Below are 22,359 nucleotides of genomic sequence, written 5' to 3'. Positions count from 1 at the left end.
TTACAAGAATAGTATGTACAAATTTGCTCCAGCTTGGGAAAACGAGCCAATTGTCTTTGGTTCTGCAAGACCTGGATATACTCGTCAAAAGGTCAAGCAATGGATTGATTTTATGCAGAGTCAAGATATTAAGCATTTCTGCTGTTTACTTCCCCATACTCAGCTAACTCGTTATTCAGATTTGCTTGGAGTCTACCGACAGACATTTGGATTAAATCGGGTTTGTTGGGAACCGATTGAAGATTTTGAATTAGTTGATCGCAAAACTTTAACTCAGCAAATTTTACCTTTCTTGGCAGTCGCAAATCAACGAAGTGAGAAAGTAGTAGTGCATTGTTCTGGTGGGGTTGGACGTACAGGACATGTCTTAGCTGCCTGGTTGGTTAGTGGACGGGGACTTTCTAACCAAGCAGCGATATCAGCAGTTAGAAAAACTGGAAAAAATCCTTATGAAGCGGCAATTGCTGCTTTCATAAAAGGTCTAAATCCTTGGAAAGTTATTGCAGAATTAAACGCACTTCTAGATGATTGCCGTTGTGCTAATAATTTAAGCTAAACAAATAGAACTCAAAAATGCATACAACATCTCAACCTGATCCAGTTCGGTTAGAAATCTTCAAAAACCTCTATCAATTTATTGCCGAACAAATGGGGATTGTTCTCCAAAATACGGCAACATCAGTAAATATAAAAGAGAGATTAGATTTTTCTTGCGCTATTTTTGATACTTCTGGATTATTAGTTGCTAATGCTCCTCACATTCCTGTACATTTAGGTTCAATGAGTGAAAGTGTTCGCACTTTAATTAATGATAAAGGCGATACTCTAAAACCGGGAAATGTGTATCTATCCAACAATCCTTATAATGGAGGAACACATCTTCCTGATGTGACTGCGATTACTCCTGTATTTCTAGAAAGCAGCGATAATAATTCATCTCTCCCTCCCCTCTTCTATGTCGCTTCTCGTGGACACCAAGCTGATATCGGTGGAATTACTCCCGGTTCAATGCCTCCTCACAGTACCACAGTAGAAGAAGAAGGAGTTCTTTTTGATAATTTTCTCTTGGTTGAAGAGGGAAATTTTCGAGAATTTGCAGTCAGACAGTATCTCTCTAATCATACTTATCCTACTCGTAACCCTGACCAAAATATAGCAGATTTCCAAGCACAAATTGCTGCTAATGAAAGAGGAGTTCAAGAACTTCGTAAAATGGTTTCTCATTACGGACTTGAAACTGTTCAAGATTACATGAAATTTGTGCAAGCTAATGCAGAAGAGTCAGTCAGAAGGGCTATCAATCTTCTCAGGAATGGCTCATTTATTTATGAAATGGATAACGGAGCAAAGATTCAAGTTAAAGTGGCAATTGACCGAGAAAATCGTAGTGCCACTATTGATTTTACTGGGACTTCTGAGCAACTCAATAGTAATTTCAATGCTCCCAAAGCTGTAACTCAAGCAGCAGTCTTATATGTCTTTCGTACTTTGGTTGATGATAATATCCCCCTCAATGCTGGATGTCTTAACCCTCTAGAAATTATCATCCCGGTTGGCTGTATGCTGAACCCAACTTATCCAGCAGCAGTAGTAGCAGGTAATGTAGAGACTTCTCAAACTATCGTTGATGCTTTATATGGCGCTTTGGGTGTGATGGCGGCTTCTCAGGGAACGATGAATAATTTTACCTTTGGTAATGACCGTTATCAATATTATGAAACCATCTGTGGCGGCTCTGGCGCAGGGATTGATTTTGATGGGACTGATGGTGTCCATTCTCACATGACTAATTCCCGCTTAACTGATCCAGAAGTTTTAGAATCTCGTTATCCTGTACTTTTAGAAAGCTTTAGTCTTCGTCCAGATAGCGGAGGCAAAGGAAAACATTCTGGCGGTAATGGGATTATCCGCAGGATTCGGTTTTTAGAACCCATGACAGCTAATATTCTTTCCGGTCATCGGGTTGTTCCTCCGTTCGGCTTAAATGGTGGGGAAGCTGGACTTATGGGACGCAACTGGATACAACGTCAGAATGGAACTCTAGAGAATTTAGACAGCACAGCAACAGTAGATATGCAGCCTGGGGATGTTTTTGTCATAGAAACCCCTGGAGGTGGAGGATTTGGTAAAGTCTTCTGAGTTTTGAAGAATATAAATTTGATTTACTAACAGTCAATTTCTTGCTTGGTACTGACTACCCTAACTTCCTGGACTCTCCTGGAGAAAGATGCTTAACTACACGAATTTTGCGAAGATTGAGTTGATAGCAGCTGTTACGGAGGTGGAGGAATGACAGATAGCAGTGTGAGAATCGTCTCCCTGATTCCCGGTGGAACAGAGATTTTAGCGGCCCTGGGGTTGGTTGATAATATTGTGGGGCGATCGCACGAATGTGACTACCCTCCAGAAATCCAAAATCGCCCCATTTGTACTCAAGCACGCTTAGATAGCAATGCCTCTAGCAGCAAAATTCACAATGAGGTAAATGATTTATTGCAATCTGCTCTGAGTATCTATCAAATAAAAACAGATGTTTTAGAGCAATTGCAGCCTACACACATTGTCACTCAAGACCAATGTGATGTCTGTGCTGTCAGTTTACACGATGTTGAAAAAGCAGTTGCTACACTTGTCCACAGTAAACCCCAGATTATTTCGTTACAACCCAATGTTCTTGAAGATGTTTGGGCTGATATTGAGCGAGTAAGCAGCGCCTTCGAGGTAGACTCGGTTAAAGTTCTAGAAAACTTAGAAGCTCGTGTCAAAATTTGTCAACAAAAAATCCAGGGTCTTGGTTTAAATGAACTTCCCAAAGTCGCCTGCATTGAGTGGACTGACCCTTTAATGGTGGCTGCGAATTGGATTCCCGAATTAGTCAACTTGGCAGGAGGACAATCTCTGTTTTGCGTCACAGGCCAGCCTTCCCCAACTTTGCCGTGGGAAACTTTGTTAGCAAGCAATCCAGATGTGATTGTTTTTATGCCTTGCGGTTTTGATTTAAATCGCACTCGTCAAGAAGCCCAATTACTAACTCAGCGTTCAGAGTGGGAAAAACTGCACGCTGCCCAATCTGGTAGGGTTTACATTACGGATGGCAATGCCTACTTTAACCGTCCAGGGCCGAGACTAGTAGATTCTCTGGAAATTTTGGCAGAAATTTTGCATCCAGAAATTTTTGAGTATGGTTACAAAGGAACTGCTTGGGATCGTTTGTGAGGGGTGCTGAGTGCTGAAGCGTGGTAGCGGGGAGTTTAGCCCGTGCTGAGTCAAGAGTTATTAGTCATTATTCTCTCCCCTGCTCCTCTGCCCTTCTGTCTTTTGCCTCTTAACTTCTATTCTTATTTAGCCATTCAATCAGTGGTCTTAAGGTTCCGGGCAATGCTGCCTCACTGACCGTTACTGTGTGCTGCATACCGTTGTCTTCCACTGTCAATTTATATTGAAAGCGATCGCTTTGGGCGCTAGGGGAGGTAATTCGTTCAGGTAGCTTAAATAAATCAGCAGCCTCAACTAGCCGAGGTAATTCCTGAGCTTCGTTTGGGGGGAGAGTGGCTGTATCAAAAGTTTTTTTCTTGCTAATCCCAGCAAAGCCGCCCGTGCGTTCAAACGAGATCCGCATTTTTTTTGCTCTCCGTTGTGCTTTTTATAGGGAGTAAGTAGCTAAATTATAGTTTGTAGTAAGGACTTTAGTCCTGATAATCCTTGTTTTGAGCGATGAATCCCTCACTACGAACTAGGATTTTATTTTATTAACAAATAACAAATGACAAAACGCATCATCGGTTTAACTGGAGGTATTGCAACTGGTAAAACCACTGTTACCAATTATTTAGCTAGTGCTTACGATTTACCGATTTTTGATGCAGATATTTACGCTAGAGACGCAGTGTCTAGAGGTTCGCCTATTCTTGGCGCGATCGCCCAACGTTATGGCGAACAAATTTTACTACCAGATGGTGGTCTTAACCGCCAAAAGCTGGGCGAAATTATCTTTAATCATCAAAATGAGCGCAACTGGGTAGAGGGATTGATTCATCCTTACGTGCGCGATCGCTTTCTCAAAGCAATTACCCAATCTCCTTTACCAACACTAGTGTTAGTAGTACCTCTGCTATTTGAAGCTGGGATGGCTAATTTGGTTACAGAAATTTGGGTAGTAAGTTGTTCACAAGAGCAACAACTACAAAGATTAATACAACGCAACCATTTAAATAGAGAACAAGCAAAAGCCCGCATTAACAGCCAATTATCTTTAGAAGAAAAAGTCGCTCGTGCAGATGTCATTTTGGACAACTCCTTTACTCTAGAAGCACTACTGAAACAAGTCGATGTAGCTCTAAAAATAAGAATTGGGAACTAGCGTCTATTCATTCAGCACTCTTCATGGCTTATTCGATGGACATCAAATGAATCGCCGAACTCACACCTGCTTACTCTTCCCCATGCCCAAACACCACGTCCACAAGCGAAAAGTTCTGTAGGCGGAGAGAAGTCTGTAGCAAGATCCCGTAGCGTGGGCCGGTTTCCGGCGAATATACAGCAGATTTCAGGTAAATGAAGTACATAAATAAAACCCTAAACCCTGTAGAGACGTTACATATACGGTCTCTACATGTGATTCAGGAAAATGCCAACTGCTGTAACTTCTCCCAACGCCAAAGAGCGTTTTGTAGAGAAAGGGAGCCACTGCGTTGCGGGGGTTTTCCCGAAGCCCCCGTTGTAGCAAGTGGCGTGAGACGTAATCATGCGAACGGGCTTTCCCAATCTATGAAACTTTTCAAGACAGGGTCCTAATTTTTTATGAGGGAAACCTGATAAAAAAGATCTATATCAAACGTAAATCTTATTTAACAAGCTAGTAATTTTACGGTAGACAGTGCGGAAGTCATCGCCGATTATTAAGTGATTACCGCTAGAAATTAACGTTATCATCTCTAGTTATTTAAGAGGCGCTCTGCCTGACAAAATGCTCTGGATCGAAGGATATCAAGTATTAAATAATAATATCAAAAATTGACCATTCAAAGTATAAGTGGCATCATTAGTGACATGGAATGTTTCTTGAGCTTAAAATGAAAATCGGTATAATTTAAAAATAAGAATTAAGAATTAAGTCTTAAGAAGATTTAATTTTTTATTTTTATTACTGCTTTTAAAATTAGTCCTGTAGAGCGTTCCAAAAGAACGGCTTTCAATCCCTATGGTGTTGCTTATGGGTGCAGGCATTTATTTAACATCGGGTGATGCATTGGCTTTATTGCCTAATGATGCAGTTGATTCCTGACTAAATTTTCCACCTGTTCGATTCTGGATTGGTGATTGACAGGGATTGAGATTCACCTACGGGACAGAATTCTTTGTTGTAGATATCTTCTTTGGGAGAACTCACGTATGTCTTTTATCAAAACAGGTATGAATGTAGGCTTTAGTTTTATAAATAAGTTAGCCCTGACGACCTCTCCAGTAATTGAATTAAAACAGAAGAATAAAGTACACGATTACAGCCAATTCGTTTGGGGAAGCGACTACGTATTCGAGTCAATAAATGGAGAACTCGGAGGGTACATGACTGGACAGGGAAGAGGTATCAAATCTAATGACTACATTATTTTGCAACGCGGTTCTAAATCTTATAAATATCAAGTTGAGGAAATTGATTACTATTGTGATCCACCAGATATGTGGATGGCTTTACTGAAGCAAGTACTGGTTGAGTTATAAAACTTAACCAACTACTTTATTAGCAAAAAATATGAGATGTGTCTGTCCCAAATCGATCAGAATTTTGCTATTTTACAGCGAGTTTCATAAGCATAAACCAAACTAGGGTGGACATTGCAATGCCCACCCTACAAGCTACTTCGTTCAAATGAAGAAGCGTAATTGTTAAATTTCTCCTCCAACTACTACATCTCGAATTCGGAGACTTGGCCCACCACACCCTACAGGTAAGCCGTTTTGTCCTCCTTTGCCACAACCGCCGGATTCATCCCAGTAAAAGTCATCACCCATAGCCTCAATATCTGCCAGGGTTTGGAAAACATTACCCGAAAGCGTCACATCGCGCACAGGTTCAGCAATTTTGCCGTTTCTAATCATCCAGGCTTCCCCAGCGCTAAAAGTGAACATTTCCCCATTTGTCATACCACCCAGCCAGTTACGGGCATAGACTCCTTCTCTGATATCAGTAAATAAGTCTGCAACTGGCGTTGTACCCCGTTCAATCCAGGTATTTGTCATCCGAACAATGGGTGTAAAGTGATAATTAAGACAACGTGCATTACCAGTAGGTGCTTCCTCCAATTTGCCAGCGGTTTCACGAGAGTGTAAACGTCCGACTAAAACCCCATCTTTAATTAGTTGGGTAGTGGTAGCGGGTGTGCCTTCGTCGTCATAAAAGTAACTACCACGATGTCCCTCTGGGGCTGCACCATCAAAAATTTGTAGTTCATCCGGGCCAAACCGCCGTCCAATGGTCATGACTTCCATTAGATCTGGGTTTTCGTAAGCCATATCAGCTTCAGAAAGATGTCCAAAAGCTTCGTGGACAAACAAACCTGTGAGAATTGGGTCAATCACCACAGTGTAGGTATTGCCTTTTACCGGTGGCAGAGATAAGGCAGCAACAGCCCTTTGAGCAGCACTTTTGACTTGTTTATCCAAATTGATTAGATCTTCATAAGCTTTGCGAGAGCCAGTAGTTTCTCTTCCAGTTTGTACGGTTTCGCCGTTTCTGGCGGTGGCAGCAAAGCGCATTTCCATATCTACCCACGATTGCTCGATTAGAGTACCTTCTGAGGTTGCGAGAATAATTCTTTGGGCGCTGTCACCATAGCGCACTGAAGTAGTAGTAATGCGGGAGTCAAAGCTTTTGAGCAAGTCAGTATAGCGATCGCACAATTGCTTTTTCTGCCAAAGTGGTACTTTTCGGGGGTCTGTACCGATGAGAGGCAGTGTGCATACTGCTTGCACTGGGTCAATAGGAGCGAGTAAAGTCTGTTCATCACCAACCATCCGCGCAGCTGCGATCGCTTCTTCAATCCGGTCTTTAATTGTCGAAAGCTGGTTAAAGCAGCTCAATCCCCACCCACCTTTATAACAAGCCCGAATATGTCCACCTATTGAGATACCTTCACTGAGAGTTTCTACCTTGTCGCCACGCAACAAGATATCAGTCCCTTCTGCTTCTTCGAGGCGAATCATCAGATAATCTACACGGGATGAGTAGCGGGCGATGAGGTCAGAAAGTAAGTTTTGTGTGTCAGCAAGTGTAGTCGGCATTTCTAAGTAATAATTATGACGAACTGCATTTATTTTGCAACTATTTAGGCAATGTCTGCTATTCAATCATCGTCTTTGCATACCGAAGTTATGTTTGTCGTAAAGTTCTTTCGGCATAGCTTAGCTTAACGCGCAGCGTCAACCAGAGAAGACAAGCGATCGCTTGTCTTTTCTCAAAAGGCAAAATTCAAAAAAGAAGGAACATAGCAGGGTATTATTGCTGAGAATAATTCCTTTGGGATGTTCTTACACTGTGGCTGTGAGGAGTTAAGACTAGTGCAATTAACTATAAATAAATCTGTCTCTAAATTAGTTGGAATTTGGATTTTTATTTTACTTTTAATATTTAAAGGAATTTTACCTAAACCTGCTTATGCATTCCTATCCTCCTTAGACGCCTGTGCTGTTAAACCTGAATGTGCTGCGGCTATAGGCTCTGAATTATCTCCTGCTATTACTGCTCCTACTGCTGCTGGCTCTGGCGCTACAACTATTAGCACAACTACTGCAACTGGAGCCACTACTTCTTCTGTGCAAGCCGTTGCTGGAGCTACGGTTGTTAGGGATATGCGGCTACCTGGGGTTGCTGCTTTTTATATTTGGAATCGGGCGCAAAATGAGCAGGCTCAAAATAAGGCAAAGGAGAGATATTGCTCTGTTTATCCTTACGATGAAAATTTTTATACGAATACTGGAAATAATTCTGCTGCTGTTGCAAACAGTTTTGCCTATCACTATAGTGGTCAAGGTACAACCCAATACTGGGATTACGATTGGTATAAATAGACGAAAATAGTAGTTAAGCGGAGAAGAGAGTAGTAAGGTGTGTTATGCCGTAGACTAACACACCTTACTCGCTAAATTCAATTGAAGTAATCAATATGATAAATCTATCCAGACTTATTCAAGAGATAAAAGATAACCCAGTCATCTACTTAGAAAAACCGTCAATTACTTGTCTTTATTTTTTCTTGAATGGATATTTAGATGCCCCAATATATCTGGGATTGGATCGAGAAGGTTCTGGAATTGAAGGATTTCAAGATTGGATACAACAAAAAGAAAAAACTAAAGTATGTCAATCATGGTCTGAAATAATTCTTTTTTGCTCTAGAAGTGAGAGAAGCGCTTTCTATAGATTTTTTGAACTATTTGAGGAATTTATAAAACTGAAAGATAGTTCAAAAAGTCAAGAAGAGGATGGAAAATATAGTGCTACTGAAGACAAATTAAGGTTTTTTAAGTTTGATATTTATGACGAGATTTTAAAGGGCATAAAGAAGAGACCGGGTATGTTTTTAGGTACTAGTTCAATTACTAAGCTTGATATGCTTTTGCGAGGATACAGTCTGGGCCGAAAAGAAGTTGGTGTACCCCCAACTGAACCAGAAAGAAAATTTGAAGGTTTTCAATCATGGGTTCAAGAAAAATATGGCATTAACTCAGGTCAATCATGGTCTAAGATAATCCTTTTCTATTCTATAGACGAGCATGAGGCATTACATAAATTTTTTGAATTGTTTGAAGAATACTTGAATAGAAATAAGAGTTCAGAAGTAGACGAAAATAGTAGTTAAGCAGAGAGGAGAGTAGTAAGGTGTGTTAGTCTACGGCATAACACACCTTACTCGCTAAATTCAATTGGAGTAATCAATATGATAAATCTATCTAGGCTTCTCCAAGATATAAAAGATAACCCCACTCTATATTTAGATAAACCCTCGATTACTTGCCTTCACTCATTTTTGATTGGGTATTTAGGCACTCTAAGTAAATTAGGGTTTACTCAGGAAGGTTGGGTAATGGAAGAATTTCAAGAGTGGATACAAGAAAGAGCAAAAACTAAGGTTTTACAATCATGGGCGGGAATAATTCTTTTTGGTGGGAGCGAGAGAAGTGCATTCTATAGTTTTTTTAAACTATTTGATGAATTTTTGAAACGGGAGGAAATTTCAAAAAATGAAATTAATGAAGTTGGAGAAAATTTAAAATTTAATGTGGATGATTTGAAGCCCCGCATATATGATTACAATCTATCCGAGCTTATAGGGCGTATTAAAAAAAGTCCAGGTATGTTTTTAGGTACTGCTTCAATTACTAAGTTTGATATGTATTTAAGGGGATACATACTTGCTAAAAGATAACTTGGTTTAGCTCCAACCAATCAAGAAAGAGAATTTGAAGGTTTTCAATCATGGATTCAAGAAAAATATGGAATTAAGACAGGTCAGTCATAGTCTAAAATAATTCTTTTCTATTCTGTAGACGAGTATGAGGCACTACAGAAATTTTTTGAATTGTTTGAAGAATACTTGAATAGAAACAAGAGTTGAGAAGTAGACGAAAATAGTATTTAACAGGAGAGCATCGGATAATCTCAGATACTTTTTGAATCTCCAAAGGTGTTAAGCCTCGACCGCGCAAGAAAGGTGTATAGTATTGACTTACGAAAAGCCCGCTTGTCATTAGTTTCACTACATATAACATGCAGACTTGCTTACTTTTTTCTTTTCTAAAATTAATTCATAATACAGTCTGCTTTTAACAAAGTAAAACGCTCAGTTTCTAAAATAGAACACTGTTTTGTCAACCTTGCTAATGCTGGGGTAGTCTCCCGTTTCAAACTGCTTAAAGCTTCTGTAAACGCTGGTTGAAAACTTTTTAGCCAAGTTTTTTCGGTCAAGTACTCAGGTTTAAAAGCTGTACTTTCCAGCAGCCAGAAATTTACACTATACTTTGAAATTAGCTCTTTTGCTGCGGTTAATTCCTGACTGTATTGAGCATGAATCAAATCAATGGTACGTTGGCGAATCTGGGAGTAGTAACTGAGGTGGAATGGTAGTGCATATTCTCTACCTACTAAAATAGATCTCTGGGCAAAAGTCGGGATGTTATCTGCTTCGTCGGAGAGGGTGGCGATTAGACTGTCTTTAGGTTGCTGTTGAAGAAATTGATATAAGGCTGACTCTCCAGACTGCCTGTAATCTGTTGTAGGAAAGCGTCCTGAAAAATTAGGATAAAAAAGGAGTGCAACTACTAAAGTAGCTGTTAATGCTAGTCGCCATAATCTGCGTTTTTGTTGATCAGCATGGAAAAACTTATCCAACATCACAGTTAAAGTAATACCAGCAGCAATAGCCATGACAATTCGCAGTGTATGAATTGTATAGCGGGTGGGAAAAAACAACTTTAACAAGAAGGTATGAGCAGCAAAAAACAAGGTCAAGGATACTATGACAATTTGCGGCAGTATAGTGACTTTATTCTTGATTAGATTGACTAATGGGAAGCGGAACGAATATCGCAGCACCACAGGCAACAATAACCCTATCCAAATTAAGGGAGGCATCAACGGTGGTAATATGCCACTATGCTGGCCAATTAGCCAAAATTTCCCAGGATTATTGTCAAAAAACGGATGTCGTCCTTCTCTCCAAAATTCTGGCATCATCTTAGCTTGAAAAGCGGTGACAACTGGCCCAAACTCAGAAGAAGCGATCGCATAAGGTAACATTACTAGAAATCCAAGTCCTAGAAGGGCTGCAAGCAAAAAATAGTTACTTCGCAACCTAATGAGCAAAATTCCTAAACAAATCAATAGCAGTGGAGGATAGAAAAGTCCTTCCAGTACAATAATTAGACAGAGAATTAGCCAAGATTCGCGTAGAAGATAGTACAAAAATGCCAACAACAACGGATATACAAAAGACTTAGGTGTGGCAGAAACCAAGTCAGTCTTGAACCAAAGACTTTGATTGAGTAACAAAGTACTGATAAATCCAGCAATTGGCACTGGAAAAATTTCAAGACATAGCCAAAAACAATAGATAGTAACAATTAACCCTAGGATAATGGGCAAGATTTTACTTAGCAAAAGAGGATTAATGCCTAAACTAGCCATCACTTTGTAAATAGCAGCAAATCCCAATGGTGTAATCGATTTAAAGTAATCTGCAATCAAATCATTAGGTAACAATTCTGAATCGATAAACCGCTGCATCCAAAATACATATTCACGGGCATCATCTTGAGCTACATACTCACTTCTGAAGGCTTTTTGTAGTCCTAAGATGCCGTAAAATAATGCAAAGCCTAGACTGAGAGCTAACCACAATAAAACTGATGGAGATGTGCGTTTATTACTATGAGCAGTAGTTAAAAATCTATAGAAATTGGATAATAACATTAAACTAACAACAAACCTAGTTAATTATTTAAAACCACCGATAAACACAAATAAACACAAATAATTTATCTATGGTTTTATGTTTATAGGACTAGCCCTTTCAAGGTGGGTGAAAAATCTGGTTTCACTACCTGGTTTTTCATGATTAAACTTGGTGTCTTTGTGGTTAAATGAAATTTATCTTTTCACCACAAAGACACCAAGACACGAAGAAAACTTATTGTTTAGGATTGCACCTTGAAAGGGCTGGTCATAGTTTATAGAATGAACTTTTGCAATAAGTTTATTGTTAAGCAAATTATTCAAAAACATACTTTTGAGCCACTTTCCAATAACGTGAGAACCGCTTGAGGTCGATGTAGCCGTTGTATTCAAAAAATGGTTCTATCTCTAATACTTCTACGGCTAAAGAAGGTGTAATTTCATTGCAAATATCATTAAATCTAGGGCTGGGACTTGTTGTTGTCACAACTAAGTTGGCATCATGTTCCTTAGCAAAGGCTAAAATTGCTTGCGCCACATTGCCACGCTGGATGACAACGGGTAATTCTAGCAAGCATTCATAGATAAATGTGAGGCGTTTAAGGCTCAGTTGCCATTCCTCTATCAAAGCATCATCCCAAACCCAAATGGCTGGGGCGTCAGCATATTTTTGTATCGCGGGGTTGTAGGGACTTAAGCAGTCTCCATGTACCCAAACAATTGGTTTATTCATGAGATTTTAGATTAGTCTTTAACTCGACTTTATCTGTTTACCAAAGCTACCATGCTTGCCGTAGCTTTGACACTCTTGGCGACGCTCTTTTTCTTCCTTAATGCTGCGCTATCGAGTTTAAATGCAACCTCTTGCAATGCGATCGCATCTGACGAAACATATTTAACTTTTACCTTTCTTTGAGCGCTGCCAACTTTGGCTGTTGGGTTGTTTAAAAAATTCTCCATTGGGAAAAAGTCGCTGCTCTAATTCTTCATAGCTACCTTCAAAGTCACAATGACCGTAAAGAGGACACTGGCGGCAATAAACGCCTTTGCTGTAGCGTTCTAAGTTCTCGCGGTTGAAAAAATATGGTTTTTGACTAAACGTGCTGGCAACCCACTGCCATGACATATTGTTGCTAGCTGGATCACCATCTAAAAGGTGTTCGAGAAACCACTTGGCTCCTGCTTGCCAACGAATGCGCCGCCAATGGATCATGTAAGCCGCTAGCCACATCCGCTTATGGTTATGTAAGTAGCCAGTTTCTTGCAAGTCACGACTAAAACTGTCGATGCAAACTAACCCTGTAGTTCCTTCTTTAATGTCTTGTGGTAAGTCTGCTGTGTAATCTGTTGGGGTGTAACCAGTTTTGTATTCTTCTTGGTCTTGCCAAATGTCATTACCTAGCTTGACATATAATCTTTGCCAGTAGTCGCGCCAGCCCAATTCGTTAATCAGTTTAGTGGCATCATCTGGATGCTGTATATGCTCAAGTACATAATCCCGAATTTCTCGCAAGCTTAAAACTCCATAGCGAATATAAGGCGAAAGTCGCGTCACCGCGCCTGTTAATAAGTTTCTTGTCTTACCATAGTTTGCTGGGTCTATTTGTTGTAGTGCTTGCTCAGCAGCTTGGCGTCCCCCTACAGTTTCGCTAATATGGTCATCGCGTTCTGCTGCATCTGGGAATTCTTGGCGGAGATAGGCTATTAACTCATTACGATTAGCAAATTTACGTAGCATTTTTTGTGATATGTTACTTAAATTTTGATAGGACAATAGCAGTCAAGTTAAATGGTTATGATCGCTAATTATATAGAAGCGTAGGCTTGGAGTGTCTGCACTTCACTGAGGCGCACAATTCTACTGAGGTTCCTTTGCGATTTGATTATTCAGCTGACATTTATTACCATTGCAACAGGAGCAGATTATGGTGTTCCATGTAAATACTACTGAGCAACAAGGTCATTATCGCTACGATCCAACAGGTTTAGATCAGAAGGGACCTGCACGGATTTTTCCCTATGCTGGGGAAGATGGCGTGTTGCGCTATATTTTGACAAAACTGCGTAAAAATCAACTAAATCAGGGACAGCTATCGCAACCCTGGAGTCTGCTATTAACAGAGTTGGAAAATGCAATCCATACCTTAGATGAAAGCTGGTTACAACTCTCAATTTTACTAGTAGATTTGGAGATTTTTCAATCGGGATGGTTTAATTTCAATCTGCCGCCGAACGAACAGTTTAACGCCAGCTTTGTTCGGGAACGGCGGACAATGGGACAAAGACTGATGGCGGCGACTAAAGCAGCTGAGGCAGTAGATACACAGAGTTATATTTCTGTTACGGCTAAGAATGAGCAGCAACGATCGCAATTTTTTCAAGCTCTAGAAAAAAGCGGACGACCATACCCAGTAGCCAGCCAGATTTATCAACAGGATGGAGGTTTGCGCGATCGCGAATTTGCTCGTCAACGATTGGCTGGGCAAAACCCAAATGTGATCCGTCGAGTTCAATCAGCTGAACAACCAATTTTGCAAACTTGGGCAACTCAGCCTTACCAATTGGCAGATGGTAGGACAATAGACCTAATACAGTCAGCAGTCGAAAATCGTTTATTTGTTGCCAACTATCCCCTGTTACAAGACCTGAAAGTTACAGATTTGCAGATGGGACGCTATGTGGGGAGTCCTATAGCGCTGTTTTACCGCTCTGAGCAAGGGTTAGAACCAGTACTAATCCAGGTGGAAAAAGGTAAAGTTGTGACTCCTGCAATCGGCGGTGGGAATGTAGACGACTGGACGCGGGCAAAACTCTACGTGCAAACAGCCGATGTCACGTATCACGAACTGCTTACCCACCTTTGCTACACCCATCTAGCAATGGAAGCGTTTGCGATCGCCACTCCCCGACAGTTGCCTAGTAACCATCCCGTATATCGGCTACTGTATCCCCATTTTCAGTTTCTACTAGCAATTAATACGCGGGGTAATGCAGTCTTGCTCGGTGAGGAAGGTGCTATCGGCAAGTTGATGGCTCCCACCAGAGAGGCATCTTTGGGGTTGATTAACCGGGCTTATCGCCAACGTTCTTTCGCGGAATACTCCTTGTTAAACGACATCAAACGCCGAGGAATCGAACCTGAATTTATCTCAGAATTTCCTTACCGAGATGATGCCTTATTACTATGGGAAGCGATCGCCAACTACACGTCTCGCTATTTACAACGTTATTATCCAAGCGACCAGGCAGTACAGCAAGACCCTTATCTAAGAGCTTGGGCGGCAGAATTAGGAGCACCCCTTGACTCGCGTCCTAAATCAGAGTTTCCCCAAGCACCAGACTGGCTACCTAAAGAATGGGTGATTGCTGCTGGACTCGAGCCCCAAGAATTACCCTCTTATCCCCGAATGCCTGGGTTTAGTGAAATCACCAGCCTGCAACAACTCATAGACATTGCTACTTTAATTATCTTTACCTGCGGCCCCCAGCACGCAGCAGTAAACTTCAGCCAATTTGATTATGTTACCTATGTACCCAATGCCCCTTTAGCACTTTACAGCCGACCAGATGCACCAGCCACCCTCGAAGAATTGCTACCCTCAACAAAGCAAGATTTGGGACAGATGCAGTTAACTTTTTCTCTAAGTGGTATTTATTGGGGACAACTAGGTAGTTCCGAGCTAATTCAGTTTGTTGATCAAGGCGATTGCCAGATCCTCAAACAGTTCCAAAATGAATTAGTGGAAATTGAAAGCAAAATCAAGGCACGTAATCAACTACGTATAGCAGATACCGGGATTGAGTATCCATATCTTCTACCCTCTCGCATTCCCAACAGTATTAATATTTGATGAGCGATCGCAGATTTAGAAATATCACGAATCGAAAAATCAAGCCTGCTATGAGCAGGTTTTTTCGTGACTCTAATAAATTTAAGTGCGATCGCCTAATTTATGTAAAATTTGAAAGCGATGTCTAATATCAAGTTCGCTTAATTATTTATAATTAAGCGAACTTGATATCACTCATTTATATATGGTAATTCAGTCTTGACTTACCGATGGCGATCGCTTTCGCTAACCGCGGACGCTCTGGCGCTATCCCCCTTTGGGCGGCTCCCTAACGATGAGCGTGAGACCGCCATCACACAACTTGCAGGAGTGAGCAAATTCCCGTCAAGAAGTCAGGGTTAATTCTTCCCGCTTGGTAGAGTTGACCATTTTCATTAAGTACCCATTAAGATAACTTTGGGCCGAGATGTATAAACTTTCCCAAATCTCTTGATTGCGGCAGATTTTTGCACCGATTGTATTCCCGGCTGTTTTCTCTGAGATTAAATATTTGCGGAAATTATGACTCCAGATGTGTTGTAGGAAGTCTTCGGCGAATTCCTCGAACGGCAGAACCCAATTGTAGTCTTTGTCTAGGAACACCCGATACGCGGCAACTATCGGAGCGCTAGTTCTGCTGGCGCTCCAAACCCGAAGGAATATTTACTGTCTGGTAGCAGGGTAGTTTTTCTAGTATCAATTGAGGCTAAGTCATTCACACCCTTTCTTCTGGGATTGGTGATACGTGATTGGATAATTTCATAGAACCTCTGTTCTACCCATAGCCCTTGTGGCAGTAACGGTAGAAGAGTTGTGAACCTTTCCCTTTCTTTGTCTGTGATCTGACTTGGGGTGTTACTAACTGGTGGGTGTTTGGTTCTTGTTCTACGGATAGAGATCGCTGCTGCTGTTTTTGATTCCTCCTAATAGCCGCGGAAACTGACCCCGTTCTTAATTGGAGTATGTGCTGAGTCAGCTCGGATTGAGTTAGTAAATGCAATATGGCTGGAGTACAACAAGGACAAAATAATGGTTCAAGGGAAAACATCAGGGCGAACGCATCTTAATTATTAATAAAAACTAAGAAAGATTTCAAAATGACATAGATAATTGTAAAAATTGGCAAAATGATAAGCAAATCAAAGCAAATATTTTTTCAAGTGTGAATTAGGTTATCTTCATCTGTTTATATGTGCTGTGTTCTATGCCTTCAAACCCCGTGCTTATCCCTGTTTTAAATAGTTCCTCAACTGACTCATAAAGATTGCCTTGGTTCTTTTTTAAGGTAATTACATAATCTGCTGATTGCTGTGTAATCAACTTCACAATCTCTTGATGAAAACCGATTACATCAATCTTTACGATACATCCAGATAGTTCTAATACCTTTAATAAGTCTGGAATTGCTGTGATTTCATTCGATTTTACATCTACCTTTACTTGACCTAAAACTAATTTATTTGTAGTTGCCCAAGCACTCACCATCTGGATTGCATTTTGGTCATTACTTTTATCGTAAGAACCACATCAAGTTTTCCCATCAATTGCAATTACTTAACCCGAAGTTATTTTCTGTATTAGTTTCATCCAATTTAAAAAACATGACTGAAATTCCTGCGGATTTAGTTGTGCAAATACTCTGGCAAAAGTATCATGTGATGGTCTTCCATTTGGTAGCTCCAAAAACTTTTTCAACCACTCGTATTTCGTGCAACCATACAGTTCAATCGCTACCCAGCTATCTGCTCCACAAATTACTGCACAAATCGCAATAGTTAAAATATCAATTAATTTGTGTCGCTTCGTGCGATCTATTAGTGGATCTGACATCTGTGTAAAGTGGTCAGCAATTGTGATTTTAGGCTTGAGTTTCACGCAAACTGGGGCTTTTCTCTACTTTTATTATGACTTTACCATTAATGCCTGATCGCTTAACCTCCCTGACACACGCGATTAAACTCTTATTAGTATATACGTACTATATTTAGATGCGTTCGCCCTGGGGGCGTAGCCCGTTACGAATTATTTAGTTTTAGGTGAGAAAGCAGCGTATTGCTCAGGCGTAAGCATCGCTTCTTTTACATTAATTTGTTTGGGAATCAACTTCAATTCATAGAATTTATCAGCAACTTGCTGCTGGAGAGTAATTAGTTCTTGAGTAACTGGTGTGATGCCAAACTTTTTTCTGTTAGTACTTTTTTGCATTGTTTCTAAATCAATGCCTAAGATAGGAGAGAGAGTAGCTGCAACTTCATTGCGATTTTGGTCAGACCATTGTTCAAGATTTTGAATTTCTTCAAGGATTACTTTAATAGTTTCTGATTGCTGGTTAGCAAAGTTTTTACTAGCAAGGTAATAACCTCCTTGTCTATTAATTCCTATGCCATCAATTAATACACGAGAATCGGCAGATTTTTCTGCTGCTGCGTAAAATGGATCCCAAATTGCCCAAGCATCAATACTACCTTTGACAAAAGCTGCACGAGCATCGGCTGGCGGTAAATATATAGGTTGAATATCACTATATTTCAAACCATAAGTTTCTAAAATTTGCACTAGCATATAATGAGCGCTAGAGCCTTTTTGAAAAGCAATCTTTTTCCCTTTAAGATCATTGACTGTTTTGATAGCAGAATTTTTGGGAACAAGAATTGCTGAACTCGCAGGACTGGGTGCAATTCCGGCGATATATGTGATTGCAGCATCGGCTGCTTGTGCAAAAATTGGTGGTGATTCTCCAGTATGTCCTAAGTCAATACTGCCAACATTCATGGCTTCTAAAAGCTGTGGCCCAGCCGGAAATTCAATCCATTCAACAGATACACCTTCAGGTTGTAGACGCTTTTCTAAAAGCCCTTTACTTTTTAGGAGAATTGCTGATTTTTGATAGCCTATTCTGACTACTGATGCTTTGGTTTGATTGGAATTATTGGCAGATACAGTTGTAGTATTACTTGGATTATTTGCTGTACAAGCAGCAAATAGCAAGCTGACGCATAAGCCAGTAATGAATGCCACAGGAAATTTTTTAGGAACAATAGATAATAGTCGCTTTAGATTGGCAAATCCGAAAATAACCCATTTTTGCCAATAGATTATGATGCGCTGAAATCCAATTTTCAACATTAAGTTTTACCTCTTTTTCGAGTGAAATACTAACTTGTTCGATTGACAGTATTTTTAAAGCAAGTAATGATGATAAACCGACTAAATTTATGTTTTATCATAAATTACGGTAAATTGGTCAGGTTATCGTATTATCTTTTTATTAAGATGGTAGCATCTAATCAAAACTTTAGTAAATATGTGTTTAGTGTTACAAATTAAATCTAAAAATTTAGCTGCTGCTCTCAGAATAATCTGGTATGCTGTCTTTTTTTAGATTCTAATCACAGTAAATCCGCAAAATTGAAGCACCTTACCAAAGTTGCTATAGTTTTAAGTTTTTTTGTTCGATTTTCTCAAGTGAGATTTTTGTAGCTCGGTGAGTTTTTACTATTACTTAACAATTTTGTTTCATCAGTTTTAACTTTTATTAAGATAGCCCTTGATTTTCCAAAAAAAGTGTGCGAAGCTTTTCTATATATAAACTACGGTAATTTGACCGACAAACAGTAGTAAATATTGGAGTGCGTAAGCGTAACCCGTCGTAGCGAAAAGTTTGCGCGTCCGGGTTTCCCGGCGCAAAACTTTTCAAGACAGCGAAAAGTTTAGCCAGACAGACATCGCCTGCGGTGAGGAGTAGTTTATTGCACGCAGTCATCATTGCTACTGAAGGCTTTGCTTTTTTTAGTCAAGCACTAAGTTGCAATGTGTTAGATGGGGATGGATACCTCTTATGGCAGTTGAGGCGGGTGCGAGAATGTCATGGATAGAATTTTTAAATCTAGGCGATCATCGCACCTGCTTTTTTATTTATCAACAAAGCTTAATTGTGAATACAAACAGGAGGAATAGGGATATTGTATCTTCCTAATTTCCTATCTCTAATTCAAAAGGCATGACAGACTGGAATAATATCTGCAACGAAATGCTTAGATCCACTGCTGAAAATTTATGACAAAGCGACGTGAAGGGAGTTGTCAGCTTTGAAAATTATTTTACCAAAAGACGTAGCCACAGAACTTGAGGCTCATCTACCTGATGAGGTAGTAGTTGTGCGTGTGGACAGCGAAGGTAACTTGGATGGTGATGCTACAGATGCCGAGGTTTACTTTAGCTGGTTTTTTCTCAAACCAACAACATTGCATCGAGTTTTAGAATCTGCGCCACAATTGCGTTGGCATCATGCACCAAATGCAGGTGTAAATCACATCGTTACACCCAAATATGTAGAACGCAACCTCATTTTGACTAACGGCGCGGGAGTTCATGCGATTCCCATTGCTGAATTTGCGATCGCTTATATGCTGTCCCATGCCAAGCAACTACCCAAATTACACCAGCAACAGACTCAACACCTTTGGCAAAAAGGTCTTTCAATTCAAGAATTACTAGATAAAACCTTATTAATTATCGGTGCAGGTGGAATTGGGCAAGAAATCGCGTCCCGTGCGAAAGCTTTTGGGATGCGGATTTTTGGGAGTCGTCGTCACCCGCAACCACTACCTAACTTTGACAAAGTAGTGGGTGCAGATGAATGGAAAGCTCTTTTGGATGAAGCTGACTATGTTGTAATTGCCACACCTCTAACTTGGGATACTAAAGGCATGATTGATGCTGAAGTACTGCATCTGATGTGTAAGAGTGCTTATTTAATTAATATTGCTCGTGGTGCAATTGTAGATGAATTTGCACTAGTCAAAGCCTTACAGGATGGTGAAATTGCCGGGGCGGCTTTAGACACAGTGTTTACAGAACCGCTACCAGCAGAAAGTCCATTGTGGTCTTTGCCCAACGTTTTTATTACACCACACTGTTCTGGTAATTCTCCCAGAGTTAAAGAGCGATCGCTTGCTCTATTTCTAGACAATCTTACCCGCTATCGCCAAGGTAAACCTCTGCGTAACGTCGTAGATCAAACAGTAGGTTATTAATTCATTTGGACTACTCTGATGATTCCTCTCTCACAGTCCAGATCGCAAAAAATCGGTAGCTTGTTACTGACAACTTTGAATGTGTATGCTTTTTGGGGAGAACCGATCGCAGCAATTAAACTACGCATTGCTGAAGTTAAAGCTGCTGCAACAGGAGCCTATGGTAATACTACAGCCTTGGTAGGGACTCCAGAACAAGTAGCAGAATCGTTATTTGATTATTACGATGCTGGAGTGACAACACTTTTGATTCGCGGTTTTGACCCGGTAGAAGATGCGTAGACGCGTTGGCGGAGCCTCTCGTAGAGAAGCGGCTTGTCGTCAGACATCGCCTACGGTCGAGATGTGATTCCATTGGTAAAAAAAGAAGTACAGCGAAGAGAACAACAAACAGTCACCGTTCCCTAGAGTAAGCTCTCATCCTGAATCCTACATCTAAGATTTTATGCCTCACACAACTGCTCTCGAACCTCTAGAAACAGACCAATGGTTTGTTGATAGTCCTGAATTATCTGAGTTTGTAACTACTGCCAAAGAAATTATTGCTAGCACAAGTGGCGATTCCTACGGAACGCTTCACGAACGCACAGAAACCCTCAATATCCTTGAACCTTATTTTGCCGCCCTACTCCAGAAACGGGATTGGCTACCAGAAGATTTTGCTCAACCAAATCCTGAAAGTGGTTTGGGTGGTGGTATCGGACAATGGTTGCTGTATCGTTCTCAAGAGCTAACTATTTTTAGTTTAGTGATTCCCCCTAATTCCATTACCCCTATCCACGACCATTTATCTTGGGGACTTGTCGGGTTGTATCAAGGCAAACAAGAAGAAACTGTGTACCGTCGCCTAGATAACGGTGAATTAGAAGGATTTGCTCAGTTAGAGATTGTTGGTTTGTATCAAGTAAAACGCGGTGATATTTACCGTTTATTGCCTCCCGATGGGGATATTCACTCTGTGAAAGCCACTACCGTATTTGCGCCATCCATCTCAATTCATGTTATGGGAAATGATACTGGCAGTATTTTAAGAAATCAGTACAATCCAGAACAACAAAGTATCCAGTCTTTTCGCTCTGGGTACTCCAATGCACGTTAATTACGAATTAGTAAACTCATGCCAAAATTCGATAGACCCCAACCGCCAGTCTTTGAACGAGTCGAAGATGAACGCCTTTACCGTAAACAACACTTAGCTGCGGCTTTTCGCTTATTTGGCCGTTTTGGCTTCAGTGAAGGAACAGCAGGACATATTACAGCCCGTGACCCAGAATTTACCGACCATTTTTGGGTTAATCCTTTTGGGAAATACTTTGGTCAGATCCGTGTTTCTGACCTGATTTTGGTGGATAGTCACGGGGAAGTTGTCAAGGGTAATGCACCAGTAAATCGGGCAGCTTTTGCGATTCATTCCCAGATTCATGAGGCGCGTCCTGATATAGTTGCGGCGGCTCATGCTCATTCTCTTTATGGTAAATCTTGGTCAAGTCTAGGTCGTCTACTTGATCCTTTAACTCAAGATGCTTGTATCTTTTATCAAGACCACGATCTATTTGATGATTATAGAGGTGTTGTTTTAGCTCCTTCTGAAGGAAGAAGAATTGCTGAGGTTTTGGGGGATAAAAAAGCTGTTATTCTCCGCAATCATGGCTTTTTGACTGCGGGGCCAACAGTAGACGCAGCTGCTTGGTGGTACATTAGTTTTGAACGTTCTGCTCAAGCACAACTTTTAGCAGAAGCAGCAGGTAAACCTGTTCCTATTGACCATGAAATTGCGACGTTAACACACAGTCAGGTGGGAACTGATTCTGGGGGTTGGTTTAGCTTTCAGCCACTCTACGAAAGGATTGTCGAGGAAGAACCAGATTTGCTGAAGTAGGTTTTTTGCTCTTGCTGAATCAACTGTGAAAGTCTTACAAAAAACTCAAACATGGCGGGAATCTCATCTTACAGCATTTACGGCTGTTATGAGGTACAGTAGCAGCAACTGGCAAACCAGTTTCTTAAATGTTGAGGATTTATTAAGTCGAGTGCAACTGAGATT

Annotated in this window: 20 protein-coding genes and 2 pseudogenes; 13 read left to right on the top strand and 9 right to left on the bottom strand. The window is 40.6% G+C overall.

Features of this window, described 5'->3' with window-relative positions:
• Positions 1 to 13: 13 nt before the first annotated feature.
• From HCR01_RS32375 to HCR01_RS32365, 3 genes are all read left to right on the top strand, one after another.
• Positions 14 to 556 carry a dual specificity protein phosphatase family protein gene (locus HCR01_RS32375; RefSeq protein WP_193200087.1) on the top strand — a complete coding sequence of 181 codons (543 nt, stop codon included), beginning with the start codon at positions 14 to 16 and terminating at the stop codon, positions 554 to 556.
• Positions 557 to 573: 17 nt separating this feature from the next.
• Entirely contained in the window at positions 574 to 2,139 is a 1,566-nt protein-coding gene (locus HCR01_RS32370) for a hydantoinase B/oxoprolinase family protein (RefSeq protein ID WP_193200086.1), read from the top strand.
• Between the two features lie 150 nt (positions 2,140 to 2,289).
• Positions 2,290 to 3,216 carry a cobalamin-binding protein gene (locus HCR01_RS32365; RefSeq protein WP_193200085.1) on the top strand — a complete coding sequence of 309 codons (927 nt, stop codon included), beginning with the start codon at positions 2,290 to 2,292 and terminating at the stop codon, positions 3,214 to 3,216.
• Positions 3,217 to 3,325: 109 nt separating this feature from the next.
• Here the strand turns inward: HCR01_RS32365 and HCR01_RS32360 are convergent, their stop codons facing one another.
• On the bottom strand, positions 3,326 to 3,619 hold the full coding sequence (locus HCR01_RS32360) for a protealysin inhibitor emfourin (protein ID WP_193200084.1): 294 nt from the start codon (positions 3,617 to 3,619) through the stop codon (positions 3,326 to 3,328).
• Positions 3,620 to 3,763: 144 nt separating this feature from the next.
• Here HCR01_RS32360 and coaE point away from each other — a divergent pair, with 144 nt between their 5' ends.
• Both coaE and HCR01_RS32350 read left to right on the top strand, forming a co-directional pair.
• Positions 3,764 to 4,360 (top strand): dephospho-CoA kinase, encoded by a 597-nt coding sequence (gene coaE / locus HCR01_RS32355; protein ID WP_193200083.1) that lies wholly within the window; start codon positions 3,764 to 3,766, stop codon positions 4,358 to 4,360.
• 1,031 nt (positions 4,361 to 5,391) lie between these two features.
• The gene (locus HCR01_RS32350; RefSeq protein WP_193200082.1) at positions 5,392 to 5,721 is read left to right on the top strand and encodes a hypothetical protein; all 330 of its coding nucleotides are present in this window, start codon (positions 5,392 to 5,394) and stop codon (positions 5,719 to 5,721) included.
• 165 nt (positions 5,722 to 5,886) lie between these two features.
• Here the strand turns inward: HCR01_RS32350 and HCR01_RS32345 are convergent, their stop codons facing one another.
• Entirely contained in the window at positions 5,887 to 7,281 is a 1,395-nt protein-coding gene (locus HCR01_RS32345) for a TldD/PmbA family protein (protein WP_193200081.1), read from the bottom strand.
• Between the two features lie 276 nt (positions 7,282 to 7,557).
• Between HCR01_RS32345 and HCR01_RS32340 the strand changes: the two genes are divergently transcribed.
• The 3 genes from HCR01_RS32340 (at position 7,558) to HCR01_RS32330 (ending at position 9,425) form a co-directional block, all read left to right on the top strand.
• Positions 7,558 to 8,067 (top strand): hypothetical protein, encoded by a 510-nt coding sequence (locus HCR01_RS32340; protein WP_193200080.1) that lies wholly within the window; start codon positions 7,558 to 7,560, stop codon positions 8,065 to 8,067.
• Between the two features lie 95 nt (positions 8,068 to 8,162).
• The gene (locus HCR01_RS32335; RefSeq protein ID WP_193200079.1) at positions 8,163 to 8,858 is read left to right on the top strand and encodes a hypothetical protein; all 696 of its coding nucleotides are present in this window, start codon (positions 8,163 to 8,165) and stop codon (positions 8,856 to 8,858) included.
• 78 nt (positions 8,859 to 8,936) lie between these two features.
• On the top strand, positions 8,937 to 9,425 hold the full coding sequence (locus HCR01_RS32330) for a hypothetical protein (RefSeq protein WP_226889809.1): 489 nt from the start codon (positions 8,937 to 8,939) through the stop codon (positions 9,423 to 9,425).
• Between the two features lie 374 nt (positions 9,426 to 9,799).
• Here the strand turns inward: HCR01_RS32330 and HCR01_RS32325 are convergent, their stop codons facing one another.
• From HCR01_RS32325 to HCR01_RS32315, 3 genes are all read right to left on the bottom strand, one after another.
• A complete protein-coding gene (locus HCR01_RS32325; protein ID WP_193200078.1) occupies positions 9,800 to 11,467 on the bottom strand; it encodes a hypothetical protein in 1,668 nt (555 codons plus the stop codon).
• A gap of 298 nt (positions 11,468 to 11,765) precedes the next feature.
• Entirely contained in the window at positions 11,766 to 12,182 is a 417-nt protein-coding gene (locus HCR01_RS32320) for a hypothetical protein (protein ID WP_193200077.1), read from the bottom strand.
• Between the two features lie 162 nt (positions 12,183 to 12,344).
• Positions 12,345 to 13,187: an FAD-binding domain-containing protein gene (locus HCR01_RS32315; protein WP_193200076.1), complete on the bottom strand. Its 843-nt coding sequence runs from the start codon at positions 13,185 to 13,187 to the stop codon at positions 12,345 to 12,347.
• A 187-nt stretch (positions 13,188 to 13,374) separates the two neighbouring features.
• Between HCR01_RS32315 and HCR01_RS32310 the strand changes: the two genes are divergently transcribed.
• The gene (locus tag HCR01_RS32310) at positions 13,375 to 15,300 is read left to right on the top strand and encodes a lipoxygenase family protein (protein ID WP_193200075.1); all 1,926 of its coding nucleotides are present in this window, start codon (positions 13,375 to 13,377) and stop codon (positions 15,298 to 15,300) included.
• A gap of 324 nt (positions 15,301 to 15,624) precedes the next feature.
• On the opposite strand, the pseudogene HCR01_RS32305 reads toward HCR01_RS32310, so the two are convergent.
• From HCR01_RS32305 to HCR01_RS32290, 4 genes and pseudogenes are all read right to left on the bottom strand, one after another.
• Positions 15,625 to 16,160, bottom strand: a pseudogene (locus HCR01_RS32305) (abortive phage infection protein); the annotation flags it as partial.
• A gap of 304 nt (positions 16,161 to 16,464) precedes the next feature.
• A pseudogene (locus HCR01_RS32300) lies at positions 16,465 to 17,154 on the bottom strand (ISAs1 family transposase); the annotation flags it as partial.
• Positions 17,155 to 17,301: 147 nt separating this feature from the next.
• On the bottom strand, positions 17,302 to 18,405 hold the full coding sequence (locus tag HCR01_RS32295) for a sulfonate ABC transporter substrate-binding protein (RefSeq protein WP_193200074.1): 1,104 nt from the start codon (positions 18,403 to 18,405) through the stop codon (positions 17,302 to 17,304).
• A gap of 409 nt (positions 18,406 to 18,814) precedes the next feature.
• On the bottom strand, positions 18,815 to 19,045 hold the full coding sequence (locus HCR01_RS32290) for a hypothetical protein (protein WP_193200073.1): 231 nt from the start codon (positions 19,043 to 19,045) through the stop codon (positions 18,815 to 18,817).
• Positions 19,046 to 19,367: 322 nt separating this feature from the next.
• On the opposite strand from HCR01_RS32290, the gene HCR01_RS32285 reads away from it, so the two are divergent.
• The 4 genes from HCR01_RS32285 (at position 19,368) to HCR01_RS32270 (ending at position 22,194) form a co-directional block, all read left to right on the top strand.
• Entirely contained in the window at positions 19,368 to 20,315 is a 948-nt protein-coding gene (locus tag HCR01_RS32285; protein ID WP_193200072.1) for a D-2-hydroxyacid dehydrogenase, read from the top strand.
• 18 nt (positions 20,316 to 20,333) lie between these two features.
• Entirely contained in the window at positions 20,334 to 20,597 is a 264-nt protein-coding gene (locus HCR01_RS40955; protein ID WP_226889807.1) for an LLM class flavin-dependent oxidoreductase, read from the top strand.
• A 163-nt stretch (positions 20,598 to 20,760) separates the two neighbouring features.
• Positions 20,761 to 21,414 (top strand): hypothetical protein, encoded by a 654-nt coding sequence (locus HCR01_RS32275; RefSeq protein WP_193200071.1) that lies wholly within the window; start codon positions 20,761 to 20,763, stop codon positions 21,412 to 21,414.
• An 18-nt stretch (positions 21,415 to 21,432) separates the two neighbouring features.
• Positions 21,433 to 22,194, top strand: coding sequence for a class II aldolase/adducin family protein (locus HCR01_RS32270; RefSeq protein WP_193200070.1), 762 nt, complete (start codon positions 21,433 to 21,435; stop codon positions 22,192 to 22,194).
• The last annotated feature ends 165 nt before the right edge of the window (positions 22,195 to 22,359 follow it).

Origin of the sequence: Nostoc sp. MG11 (assembly GCF_014904695.1) — a bacterium.
GTDB lineage: Bacteria > Cyanobacteriota > Cyanobacteriia > Cyanobacteriales > Nostocaceae > Komarekiella.
Note: the sequence above shows the minus strand (reverse complement) of the source record. Positions and strands in the feature narration are given on the sequence as shown.